The 12,469-nt window shown below is 44.3% G+C and carries 9 protein-coding genes; 1 reads left to right on the top strand and 8 read right to left on the bottom strand.

Annotated elements, in window-relative coordinates; all coding sequences use genetic code 11:
• Nucleotides 1-453: 453 nt before the first annotated feature.
• The 8 genes from AE2B122_RS07260 to AE2B122_RS07225 form a co-directional block, all read right to left on the bottom strand.
• Entirely contained in the window at nucleotides 454-1,113 is a 660-nt protein-coding gene (locus AE2B122_RS07260; protein ID WP_175073540.1) for a hypothetical protein, read from the bottom strand.
• Nucleotides 1,114-1,234: 121 nt separating this feature from the next.
• Nucleotides 1,235-3,352: an RNA degradosome polyphosphate kinase gene (locus AE2B122_RS07255; protein WP_254593445.1), complete on the bottom strand. Its 2,118-nt coding sequence runs from the start codon at nucleotides 3,350-3,352 to the stop codon at nucleotides 1,235-1,237.
• Nucleotides 3,353-3,436: 84 nt separating this feature from the next.
• Nucleotides 3,437-4,984: an exopolyphosphatase gene (ppx, locus tag AE2B122_RS07250; protein WP_175073538.1), complete on the bottom strand. Its 1,548-nt coding sequence runs from the start codon at nucleotides 4,982-4,984 to the stop codon at nucleotides 3,437-3,439.
• A gap of 110 nt (nucleotides 4,985-5,094) precedes the next feature.
• The gene (locus tag AE2B122_RS07245) at nucleotides 5,095-5,802 is read right to left on the bottom strand and encodes a hypothetical protein (RefSeq protein WP_175073536.1); all 708 of its coding nucleotides are present in this window, start codon (nucleotides 5,800-5,802) and stop codon (nucleotides 5,095-5,097) included.
• Nucleotides 5,799-6,233 (bottom strand): VOC family protein, encoded by a 435-nt coding sequence (locus AE2B122_RS07240; RefSeq protein WP_254593444.1) that lies wholly within the window; start codon nucleotides 6,231-6,233, stop codon nucleotides 5,799-5,801. Before AE2B122_RS07240 ends, AE2B122_RS07245 begins: the two co-directional genes overlap by 4 nt.
• Nucleotides 6,234-6,287: 54 nt before the next feature.
• Nucleotides 6,288-8,825 (bottom strand): LuxR C-terminal-related transcriptional regulator, encoded by a 2,538-nt coding sequence (locus tag AE2B122_RS07235; RefSeq protein WP_175073534.1) that lies wholly within the window; start codon nucleotides 8,823-8,825, stop codon nucleotides 6,288-6,290.
• Nucleotides 8,826-8,997: 172 nt separating this feature from the next.
• Complete coding sequence (locus tag AE2B122_RS07230) at nucleotides 8,998-10,410, bottom strand: 6-phospho-beta-glucosidase (RefSeq protein WP_175073532.1); 1,413 nt, start codon at nucleotides 10,408-10,410, stop codon at nucleotides 8,998-9,000.
• 3 nt (nucleotides 10,411-10,413) lie between these two features.
• Nucleotides 10,414-11,319 (bottom strand): ROK family protein, encoded by a 906-nt coding sequence (locus AE2B122_RS07225; RefSeq protein WP_175073529.1) that lies wholly within the window; start codon nucleotides 11,317-11,319, stop codon nucleotides 10,414-10,416.
• Between the two features lie 132 nt (nucleotides 11,320-11,451).
• Here AE2B122_RS07225 and AE2B122_RS07220 point away from each other — a divergent pair, with 132 nt between their 5' ends.
• Nucleotides 11,452-12,441, top strand: a complete 990-nt coding sequence (locus tag AE2B122_RS07220) for a helix-turn-helix domain-containing protein (protein ID WP_175073527.1) — start codon at nucleotides 11,452-11,454, stop codon at nucleotides 12,439-12,441.
• The last annotated feature ends 28 nt before the right edge of the window (nucleotides 12,442-12,469 follow it).

Raw genomic sequence — 12,469 nt, 5'->3', positions numbered from 1 at the left:
ATATGGTTGAGTTAGCGGGCTTTAATATAGAAATCCTTCATTTCGTGTTGCTCTTGTCGATAACTTCTTATGTAGCCACATTTACAAGAACCAGTAATTGTGTCAATCTTATGCCGCCCCCGCATTTTACATACGAGTTTGTAGAAAAACTTGATACTTACACCCGCTTTCTAGTATATGGTAATATTATACGCTTTTTGTCCTGCTTTTCAAGTAAAATACCCCAACTTTAGTAATAGATTCTTCTGAAAGCCCTTTATTTAAGTGAATACGCGCTATATTACGTGTCTTGCCGACTATAAAATATATTCGAAAAGAACATAACTTTTATGTATCTATTTCAATAATTATTTTTGTGTTCAACGCTTACATTTAGTAATAACGTCATGTTTTCCCTTTCATTTACCTTAAAGAAAAAAGCAGAAGGATATACATATCCCTCTGCTTCTCTTATCATCCCTTTATATACGCATACAACTCCTGCGTTTCCGTCTCTGCTCCAAACGCACGTGTTGCATCCCATACCTTATCCACTTCTGCTCCATTGATCTCTGCATCCATGTCATGGAAAATCCGATGCACATAACGGAGGCTGTTCAGATCTGCACTGTCTGTTGCAATTCGCATGAATGCTTCTGCGTTCCACATGTCGTTCACCGCTTCCGATGGAGCGAAGCCTTCTGTTCGAAGCCTTTCGACATCCTCCTGCAGCTGCTGCCATTCCTCTGATTGAGCCAGGTAACCGATATCTACATTATCGATATGCCCCCAGCCGGTCAGATCATTCAAATACGCATGCTGGTCACTAATAATTTGTTTGACTAGTTCTTCGTTCTGATAAGCTATTTGTTCATCATAGGTCTCGTATGTGAACGTAGAAAGGAAGTCCTTCGTATCCCCAGATAGTTCTTCCAGCTGAGAAGCTCCTTCTCCTTTTTCTACTGGTTTCAGTTCTTTGTCTTTCGCTTCAGTTGGCATTTGTGATTGAACCGGCGGTACTCTTTCTTCGCTGTTTGCTGTATCGTTTTCTTCCTGAGATAGGAAGAAGTAGATGCCAGTACCGACTATCGCAAGTACACAAATACATATTAAAGTAATGAAAAATGCCTTCACTGCCTTCCACTCCTCTGCTAGAATGAATTTCCAGTTTAAGATTGCTAGAATCCATTATAGCAATAATTCCCAGCGAATTCTGTCGAAAGACAAAAAAATAGGACGCTACTGCGTCCTATTCTCATTCTTCGTCATCCATCACTTGATAGGCTTCATTAAATAGAATCAGCTGACTATCCACCAGCTCTTCCTGATCGCCACGCGTCACATAATGATAGACGCCGTTTTCATCCTGTTCTCTTGCTTTGCTATTATCTCGCAGCATGACATCGAGTATTCCGCGGATTCGTCGCTTGATAGGTCCGTCAAATATCGGGAAAAGGATTTCTACCCGTTTCTCCATATTCCTCGTCATCATGTCCGCTGAAGAAAGCTGTATCTTTTCCTCGCCGTTATGATGGAAATAATAGATTCGTGTATGCTCCAAGTATCTGCCGACAATACTCCGTACACGTATATTTTCACTGACGCCCTTTATACCAGGACGTAGGCAGCAGATACCACGGATAATTAAGTCTATCTGAACCCCGGCGATTGATGCTTCATATAGTTTCTGAATAATAGGCTTATCAGTAATGGAGTTCATTTTCATAATAATCCGCCCGTTACCATGACGCTTATGTAAGCGAATCTCCTCATCAATCATTGAGATGATATCAGAACGGATATCAAATGGAGCTACCGACAGATGATGGAAAGTCGGCTTCTCCGTATAGCCGCTCAGATAATTAAAGAAGTTTGTCGCATCAATCCCGAACTTCCGCTTGGAGGTGAACAGCCCCATATCTGTATACAGCTTGGCCGTCTGATCATTATAGTTCCCTGTTCCAAGATGAACAAAGCGCTCGATCCGGGTATGCTTCTTTCGCACGACAAGCGTGATTTTACTATGTGTCTTCAAATGGGTCATGCCATAAATAACATGACAGCCGGACTTTTCTAGTTCCTTTGCCCACTGCACATTATTCTCTTCGTCAAAGCGCGCTTTTAGCTCGAACAGAACGGTAACTTGCTTTCCTTTTTCCGCTGCCCGCTTTAATGCATCGATGATAGGGGAATCGCCGCTCACCCGGTAGAGCGTCTGCTTGATCGCCAGCACATCGGGATCATCTGCTGCTTTCGAAACGAAATCAACAATAGGCTCGAATGATTCATATGGATGGTGCAGGAAGATATCTCGATCATTGATGGCATCGAATAAATTCTCATCTGTGCCGATTTCTGCAGGCGGCTGCGGGATAAGTGTCTCATATACAAGGTGCTCCCGTTTTGCTGCAATCAGCTTGTAGAACTGCATCATTCTCGTCATGTCGATCGGACCATCGATTTCATAGACATCCTTCCGATGAATATCCAATGTCTCTGTCAGGAAGGTGATCATTTTGTAGTCATACTCTTGTTTAGGGATTTCCAGACGAATAGCTGCTCCCCACTTACGTTTCTTAAGTTCTTTCTCAATTTCCTTCAATAAATCACGTGCACCTTCTTCATGGATGGTCATGTCAGCATTACGTGTGATCCGGAAGACAGTGACAGACTTGATCTGATAGCCACGGAATAGTTTATAACTATAGTGACTGATGATATCTTCCAGCAAAACGAAATGGAGTTCATCTTCCTTTGTGTCCTCTAGCTGGATAAAACGGTCCAGGACAGCCGGCACTTGTACGATCGCTGTCTTTTGCTGAGCGGATTCATCTAATTCATGCTCGTCCAACAAGGATACAGCCAGATTAAGACTTTTGTTCAAAAGCATCGGAAACGGACGATAAGCATCGACTGCCATCGGCGTAAGCACCGGGAATATCTCTTCTTCAAAATAAGTTTCCAACCGAAGCAGCTGGGCACTGGAAAGCTGCTCCATATTCAATAGTTCTACTTTCTCTTCCTTCAATTCCGGAATGATGACATCCTGGAACAAACTGTTCTGCATTTCTACTAGACGGTGTGCTTTTGCTCCGATTTTCTGGAGCTGCTGTTTCGGTGTCATACCAGCCTTGTTCTCCGGACGGTTAAAACCGGCTTTCACCTGATCCTTTAAACCAGCCACTCGCACCATGAAAAACTCATCCAGATTGGAACTGAAAATCGACAGGAACTTTAGCCTTTCCAACAAAGGGTTGCGATCATCAAGCGCTTCCTCTAGCACTCGTTCATTAAAAGCAAGCCAGCTCAACTCTCGGTTATTGTAATTTTTCGGGTTGCTCAATTCCACCCGCAGCTGTTCCTCTGTTCTCAATTTCCATGCACCACTTTTCGACAGTATTCTTCACTTCTAGTATATCAGTCAGCAAAAAGAGAGATTATGAAGTTATTGTAAATTTTAACTGATATGGGAATGGGTATCTTCCCGGAAAAGGAGCTCTACATTCCTTCGCAGCTGCTTTTCCAAATGTTTTTTCTGTTTTTCTACTTGATACCATTCTGCACGCCAATCTTTATTGCATATTACGGTGAGCAGCAGATCGTCTCCGTCCTCCTGTAATTCAATGTCAGCTACAATATTCCGCTTTGTCGCATGTAAACTGTTTGCCAGTTTGATAATCGCCCCAAGCAACCGATAATGCGCCAGCTCCTCTTCCTTGAACCAGGATTGGAATACTTCTGCGTTGCGATTATAAAATGATTTATTCTTGAAGGATGCAAGCAGCGCCAGGATAATACGATCTTTATGCAGCAAACCATCAATCGTCCGGTTTGCCAACAGGTAGAATGTGTGCTGATTTCCAGATTCGGTATCGATATAAGCTCCAACATTATAAACATATGCTGCGTATTTCAATAGGAACGTATCATGGTCATTCAATTCCACTAGACCTTTTTTCTCCACTAGCTTTGCTAGCAATACAGCTGTGTTCTGGCGCTGCAGTGCATGCGTTCGATCAATCTCGAAATCCTTTGCTAGCTCCTCGAAGCTGCGTTCCTGTACTTCGGTGAATAATGTCATCTCATTACGGCGATGCAGCACTTCATACAACAATCCGTCCCGCAATCCTTTCCGGCTGAGGACAAAATCTGTTGTTCCTACAATATCAAGCAAACAGCGGAATACTTGTATCGCCGGCAGGATGATGTCTGCTCTATCCTTCGAAAGACCGTCTACCTTCTGCAGCTCGGAAAAGCTAAGTGGAGCAAGCTCTGATTCCAGGTCTTCAATATCTTGCTTCTTCATCTTATATTGATGCAGTCCAGCTAATGGATAGCCGACTTTTTCTTGATGTATCTGGACGACATTCCGTGCGCTGCCGCCAATAGCGATGATCGGCAGCTGTTTGTCCGGCAGCCAATCCAATGTCTTTAGCTGTTCACATACAAACGTATGGATATGCTCCAGTTCTTCCTCAGTCGGCTTCTCTCCTGCAACAAATTGCCGCTTCAGCGATAGAGCTCCAAATGGGAAACTGTGATAGAATCGCAGCTTACGATTCTCAAAATACGTCACCTCGGTGCTGCCGCCTCCGATATCAACAGTGATTCCATCCTGAAACGGCGTGCTGTTGGCCACTGCTAAATAACCAAGATAGGCTTCTTCATAGTCTGATAGAACCCTGATAGTGAAGTCAGTTTCTTCGTCTACCAGCTCTAGTATTTCCTGCTGGTTCTTCGCATGACGGATGGTTGCCGTTGCCACACATGTCGTTGATTCCAGCTCATAAAAACGCGTTACTTCTTGGAAACTGTGAAGTGTTTTAACCAATGTCTGGATTCCCTTTTCATCCAGGACACCTTCTGCAGTCAAATAATTGCGCAGACGCGCGACGACCTTCACATTCTCTTTTTCTTTAATTCTGCCGCTCTTGTCACGTAAATACACGACAAGGCGCATCGTATTTGACCCTATATCAATAATGGCATAATATTTTGTCTTCATAACAAATCCCCCCATGTCGAAAGCCTTTCTCTCCATATTACCCAAACTGAAGCTCTCGTAACATTGTCCCTAAAAGAAAAGCCGCACATTTGTGCGACTGTCCTACATTATTATGCTTCTTCGTTATTTCCGTCTTGCTCTTCACCATCAACAGGGTCATTGGATGGATCCGGCTGCTCTTCTGGTGGAGAATCTGACTCCTGTTTGTCTCCTGGTTCTTCTATTACAGGCGGCTTAGATTCTTCAACTGGTTTATCCGCTGGTTGTTCTTTTGAAGGAACAGATTCCTCAGCTGTTGGCTCCTCCGTTTTCTCTCCAGAAGAACCTTTGCCGCTCGAACTGCTTCCGCTGGATGAACTTCCACTGGATGAGCCCCTGTTAGAAGATCCTCCGCTATAACTGCTGGAGCTGCTGTTTCCACTGTAACTAGGTGAACTGCTTGCTGGTGCTGTATAGCTAGAGCTTGGTGCTTGATAAGTAGAATCAGAGCTAAAACCCGCCTCTGTGTCATCTTCTGCAACAACAGGTTCTTCAGTTGTCAGCACTTCTTCCTCCGTTTCAGGCTCTAATTCAACTTCTTCTTCATCCTCCACTGTGATCATTTCCTTTTGGAGGGCAAACTCACCATCTATATGCTCGATCTTCACTTCTTTTGGTTCTTCCGTTAGTTTCGCTTTAGCAGCATAAGACTGCTCTTTCTGTTCATTCGCTTTAAGAGAACTGCTCGTCACTGATTTGTTCTGCACATAGAAGAATGCTGAGACGGCAATGCCAAGGAAAAGGATGAATGTCCCGATCAGCAGCGTTTCCTTTTTCACTTCTTGGCGGCCTCCTCTTCATACAGTTCAATTGGTAATCCATCAGGATCCTGGAAGAAAGTAAATGCTTTTTCTGTGAAAGGATCAATCCGAACAGGTTCCGTCTTCACACCCATTGCTAGAAGTCGAGCTACTTCCTTTTCAACATCATCTACTGTAAAAGCAAGATGCCGAAGTCCAGATGCTTCCGGGTAACTAGGACGTGCCGGCGGATTTGGGAAGGAAAACAATTCAATTACATATGTATCCCCAAGGGCGAGATCCAACTTATAGGAATCCCGCTCCTCTCGGTATACTTCTCGTATAATTTGTAAACCTAATATCTCTGTATAAAATCGCTTGGATTCTGTATAATCCGAACAAATAATTGCAATATGATGCACAGCCTGCAGCACTATGCCGCCTCCTTCCCACATTTCCATTTCTTCCATTCTACTACAAATACTTCCTGTATTCAGCACCATTCTGCAAAATCGATTGCTTCTTTACAATATGTCGGAAAAATCGAGACCAGCCGCCAATTCCTTCGCCTGCTTGCGGTTTTTCACACCAAGCTTTTCATAGATTCTGTGGAAATATACTTTTACCGTACCTAGAGATAGTTCCAGATCATCCGCGATCTCATTATTCCGTTTGCCAAGCTGAAGATGATAGACAAGCTGCAGCTCTCGGGTTGTCAGCTTGTTCTGCAGTTTCTGCTCTGTTGTTCCCTCTGACCAGTACGCTAGGATCTGTTCAACGTACTTCTGATGTTTCTTCGGTACTTCTGATGTTTCCATCAGTTCATTCAAGATATCGCGTACTGCCTCACCGTTCTTCCAAAAGGTGCGCAAATATTTATGATCAGCGCTGAGGCGCAACGCATCTTTCATAGAGAGCAATGCTTGATCACGATCATTTGGATACAGAAGCACCGCTTGGATAACGTACAATTCGATTTCAGCACTTATACGATGGCCGAATTTCACAAGCGGCAGCAGCTTCTTAATATAATTCTGCGCCATTTCTACTTCACCCAGTGCAGCATAAGCCCAAACGAGGGTTATATATTCGAATAAACTTTTCTGCTGCATTGGCGGCTCCTGAAGAACGAACAAAGAAAGCCAATTTTGAATTCTCTTTGTATCTCCTTGATGAATCGCAATACGAGTTCTTGCTGCTTCGGCTTTCTTGAACCAATCTGCTGAAGTATTGCTCCTTGTCAACATATCCTTCAGCGCATGAAGTGTCGCTTTGGCTGTTTGAGCATCGCCCTGCTGCTCCATTTCATGCCGTGCCTTTAGAATGTATGCCGGTACAAGCAGACCAGGCAGACCAAACAAATCAGCAATAGTTAATGCTTGTTCCAGATGGTTTTTCACTTTGCTGGCCATGCCCCATTCATAGGCAAGCTCTGCCATGGTCAAATGATAATAACCGCTGAACATAGATTCACTTGTAACAGTATGAGCCAGAGCATCGTATACACGCTGAACCGCACGTAAATCACCGCCTCCGCCCATAGGAGATTGAAGGATAGTGGCATCATGACGGTTATAGTCAACTGAATGAGAAAAGTATCTGCTGGAATTTTCACTGTATATTAATGCCTTGCTTGCATGATCCAGCGTACTCTTAGCATCATCTTCTAACAGGGAAATAAAACTTTTCAATGTATACAAATCGGCAAAATGCCTTTTTTCTTCTTCTTCAGAAAACTTCAGCTCCCGGCGCAGCAGCTGCTCTTCCATCATATAGGCATGGCGCTGAGCAAGCTCCGGCTGAAAGCGAAGGCATTGCACCCAGCCATAAATGATACCTAGTTCCAACTGGTAAATAAACTTCCGCGGCAGTTTATCGATCCATTCCTGCAGCTGGTCAACACGTCCTTCATGCAGAAGTCGAGGAGCTTCCTTAACTAGAAGCTGTTTCACTCTACCTAAATCTCCGGCCTTCCAAGCATATTGGATAGCCATCAGCAGCATCTGCTCGTTTTCGTACCAAATGCTTGCACGGATATATAAGTCGTTGATATCTGTGCTATGCATATCGAGCATTTCTTTCAAGTATGTACGGAAGTGCTTATTATAAGTGAACCAGCCGGGCTCCTCTTGGTTCTCGATGAGCAATCCTTGGGTTTTTAGCCGTCTCATGATTACTCGGCCCCGTCTTGTGCCTACGATATAGTCACATAAGCGGACATGCATCGTATTCAATATAGAAGTGCTAAGCAAATAGTTCCGCTCATTCTCAGGAAGGCTTTGGACAATCTCCTGAATCAGCTGCTTTGCAACTACAATATTTGAAAATTGAAGTTCGGAATAGTCCTCCTGGAATTGCTCATACATGTGGATAAGCTGAAGACCAGCAGCCCACCCTTGCGTCTGCTGTACAATATTTTGAACAACAGTCTCCGTCGGTTCCTTATGCAGATGTTTTCGGATGTACGACTCCATCTCTTCTTCTGTGAAGATAAGATCCCGCTTTGTGATTTGTAATACTTGGCGCTGTCGCAGCAGTCGTTTCATTGAAAGACCTGGAAATACTTGTCCCGATACAATAATGTGGAAAGTGTTTGGCATCTCTTCCAATAATGATGTCAATTCATGGAGTTCATTGGAATTCGTCATCAAATGAAAATCATCGATAATCAATGCACCAGCCACAGAATGCTTACGCAAATAAGCACACCATGTCGCAATAAAATGGGTCGGCGAATAGGAGGCAGACTGGATAATATCCAATAGATTTTTCCGTTCCCCCTCTGGCAGACCCGGCATATGTAAAATCGCCTTCTTCCAGAAAGCGACACGCTGGATGTCCTCTTCTTCGAGGCTCATCCACCCTACTTCCAAATCAGTCTGCGCTGCCCATTCCTGGAGCATTGTCGTTTTGCCATAGCCAGATGGAGCTGTCAATGTCGTCAGCTTACACGTTTCGATCTTTGTCCAGACACTGTCCGGCTTGATCCGTTCTATTCTCATTTGACCGACCTTCAAAGTAGACCCAGCCATTTCATTCCGACTAGCTTCGTGTTCCCGCATCGCAATCAACCTTTTTCATCTTAGTTGTTTTTAGTATAGCAAAATTTGTAGGATTTTGGTGGTACAATCTAGCACTATTGTATCTATAATGACAAATCATAGTAGTTCAATGGATACACACCCACAATAAACCAAAAAGACACCCGCTGACGTGCAGCAAGGTGTCTTTCCATCATAGTTCCTGTCCGTTTGTCTCAATTACACGCTGATACCAACCAAAACTCTTCTTCTTCGTTCTTTCCAATGTGCCATTGCCTTCGTTATCACGGTCTACATACACAAAGCCATAGCGCTTCTTCAATTCCGCTGTAGAGGCGCTGACTAGGTCAATCGGTCCCCATGTTGTATAGCCGATCAAATCAACACCGTCAGCTACCGCTTCTCTCATTTGTTCAATATGAGCACGCAAGTAGTCGATACGATAATCATCCTGAATACTGCCGTCTTCTTCTACTTTATCTACAGCACCCAAACCGTTTTCAACGATGAACAAAGGCTTCTGGTAGCGATCATAAAGAATATTCAGCGTTGTACGCAATCCCTTCGGATCAATCTGCCAGCCCCATTCAGAAGACTCGAGATAAGGGTTTCTCACTCCCGTCATCAAGTTTCCTGCTGCTGCTTCTTTCAGCTTCTCTTCATCTGTTGTCGCAATGAAGCTCATATAATAGCTGAAGCCAATATAGTCAACAGTATGCTCACGCATGACTTCCTCATCGCCAGCAGCAATCTCAAACTCTATGTCATTTTCTTTGAAATAGCGTTTCATATAAGTAGGATAGTAGCCGCGTACTTGCACATCAGAGAATTGCAATGTTTTGCGATCCTGTTCCAAAGCTGCAAACACGTCATCCGGATTCGGAGTGAGCGGATACGTCGTCATAGACGCGATCATGCAGCCGATTTGTGCTTCCGGATTGATTTCATGAGATGCTTTTACTGCCAATGCGCTAGCAACGAATTGATGGTGAGCAGCCTGATACATAATGTTCAATTTGTTCTCGCCCTCTTCAAACACCAGACCGCCGCCAGTAAATGGTGCATGCAATACAACATTGATTTCGTTGAACGTCATCCAGTATTTCACTTTGCCGTTATAGCGCTCAAGCACAGTTCTGGCGAATTTCTCATAGAAGCCAATCACTTCACGATTACGCCAGCCACCGTATTTTTTCACTAGATTCAAAGGCATCTCATAGTGAGAAATAGTAACGACAGGCTCCATGCCTTGCTTTCGCATTTCCTCGAACAAATCGTCATAGAATTTCAAGCCTGCTTCATTCGGCTCTGCATCATCACCATTCGGGAAAATTCGTGTCCACGCGATGCTCGTACGGAAGCATTTAAAGCCAAGCTCATTGAACAATGCCAAATCTTCCTTGTAGCGATGATAGAAATCAATTCCATCATGATACAGATTCAATTTAGCCGGATCCTCAGATGTTGGATACATGATGCCGTCTGGCGAAACATCTGCCGTCGACAAGCCTTTGCCATCTTCTTGATACGCCCCTTCGAGCTGGTTAGCTGCAACAGCGCCGCCCCATAGGAATCCTTGTGGAAATTCTTTTTTCACTTCTGCCATGATTTAGTTCCTCCCTGTCTTTTCATGTTCCGTTAAATAATGATAAAGAGCTCCATATAAATTCGCATCACTTTGATAATGACAGCTAACGATTGTTGGGTCAGCTGCATGGAGTGGATTCGCTTGCTTTAACTCTTTTACAGTTTGCTGAATCCGTTCTGTCACGATTGGCTGCGCACTGATGCCGCCGCCAATAGCAAACACTTCTGGATCAAAGATATATTGGAGATTCAAAATTTGTATAGCAATGCTCAGGCAAAATTCATCAAAAAACTGATTCGCAGCAGCATCGCCAGCATTGATAAACTCGAATGCCTTCTTCCCATCTGTGACATCCGCAACTTCTTTTTCCTTGTTGATATGTTTTATCATGTTGACAGCGGAGCCCGTACCTCCGAAAAAGGTAGCTTTCTTTGTTTCTGCGTCAACTGCATCCATCACATAACTCAGTTCTCCGGCCAACAGATTTCGGCCATGGTGAACTTTCCCATCCATGAGGATACCGCCACCCACTCCGCTGCCAAGCACTAAGACGATAGCATCACGCTTGTCCTTAAGGCTGCCAAGCCAAAGCTCTGCGAGAGCTGCACAGCGGCCGTCGTTTTCAATCGCAACCGCCACCTCATAGCGCTCCTTGAGCTTTGCTTTCATATTCACACCATGCTGGAACGGGAAAGACCCGCCATTATAAATAACACCAGTGTCGGTGTCGACAGCTCCTGGCGTGCTGACTGCGATGCCACGTACATCCTCGCTGTACATGGCATCGATGCTAGCAAACAATACTTTATCGAAAGCTTCGATATTTACTCTGGAAGACGGTCGGCTGTCCTTCTTGATAATTTTGCCGCCTCTATCCATCAAAGCGGTCTTGACCAAGGTTCCGCCGATGTCGACTACAAGATACATGCTTGGCACCTCCTCCAGTTGTCCTATTACAAAACCCCTGCATGTTTATGATATAATGATAACGATTACATTTCTGGTATTAATTTCGTTTTTTTGGTAGTTACTTTCTATTTTCTGCAATGGAGGTTCTGTATGCCGAACGAATGGTCCACTGTCACACGATTGCTTCATCAGACTTTTTCTATACCTGTTACATATCAATCAGAAGCCGCACTCTCCCATGCTCCATATCTTATGGAGGAGGCTGCAGGGGTTTCTTTATACATACCATTTGAAGAGAATGGAGGTATGCTGCAGCTTGGTCCAGCTCCAGAAGCAAACCTATCAAAGGATAGATTAATCGATATCGGCTCACTCGCTTATTACATGCTGTACCAGCGGGAACTCGATGCGGCTGCACTGCAAAAAAACTCCTTTGCGCTGCCGATGATTCAGTCAGCTGAAAACAGACAGAATATCAGTTTCCACCATCACCCTTATTTGGAGGAAAAGCTTTTCGACTGTATTCGCGCAGGCAAGCCAGATCTCGTTAAAGAACAGCTGCAAAGTTTTCCGGACGAGCTAAGTGGGACATTGGCGAAACAGAATGCTTTGCGAAATCGGAAGAACCTGGCTATAACAGCAATCACATTAGCAACACGGGCCGCGATAGATGGAGGGCTGGCACCTGAGCTTGCCTTTACGATGAGCGATGTGTATATCCAGCAGATTGAAGAGAAGACAAATCTAGCTGCACTTATACGGCTTCAAACCGAAGCTTTATGCGCATTTGCTGAAAAAGTAAGCGAAATAAAAGCGGGAACTTATTCGCGTAAAATCGCCCATTGTGTCCATTATATTTACCAGCACCTTTACGAAGTTCTTACGCTGAAGCAGCTGGCCGATATGCTAAAAATGAATCCGACATACTTATCTGCTCGGTTCAAACAGGAAGTCGGCATGCCGATACGGGCCTATATCCAGCATTTGCGCATCGAGGAAGCTAAGCTCTTGCTGCGACTGACAGATCAATCACTGTTGCATATTTGTGCTTTGCTCCACTTCCACGACCAAAGCTATTTCACGAAAGTTTTCAAAAAACATACCGGACTCACACCCCGCCTATTCCGAGAGCAGGCATAGAAAAAGCCGACAGCAGAAGCTGTCGGCT

Origin of the sequence: Terribacillus sp. AE2B 122, from assembly GCF_902497585.1 — a bacterium.
Taxonomy (GTDB): Bacteria; Bacillota; Bacilli; order Bacillales; family Amphibacillaceae; genus Terribacillus; species Terribacillus saccharophilus_A.
This window is presented reverse-complemented; position numbering and strand designations above follow the sequence as displayed.

Bases quoted from the DNA above. Each gene is read 5' to 3' on its own strand.
- ppx (WP_175073538.1), bottom strand. From the start codon at position 4,984: ATGAAGACAAAATATTATGCCATTATTGATATAGGGTCAAATACGATG.
- AE2B122_RS07240 (WP_254593444.1), bottom strand. From the start codon at position 6,233: ATGGAAGAAATGGAAATGTGGGAAGGAGGCGGCATAGTGCTGCAGGCT.
- AE2B122_RS07235 (WP_175073534.1), bottom strand. From the start codon at position 8,825: ATGCGGGAACACGAAGCTAGTCGGAATGAAATGGCTGGGTCTACTTTG.
- AE2B122_RS07230 (WP_175073532.1), bottom strand. From the start codon at position 10,410: ATGGCAGAAGTGAAAAAAGAATTTCCACAAGGATTCCTATGGGGCGGC.
- AE2B122_RS07225 (WP_175073529.1), bottom strand. From the start codon at position 11,319: ATGTATCTTGTAGTCGACATCGGCGGAACCTTGGTCAAGACCGCTTTG.
- AE2B122_RS07220 (WP_175073527.1), top strand. From the start codon at position 11,452: ATGCCGAACGAATGGTCCACTGTCACACGATTGCTTCATCAGACTTTT.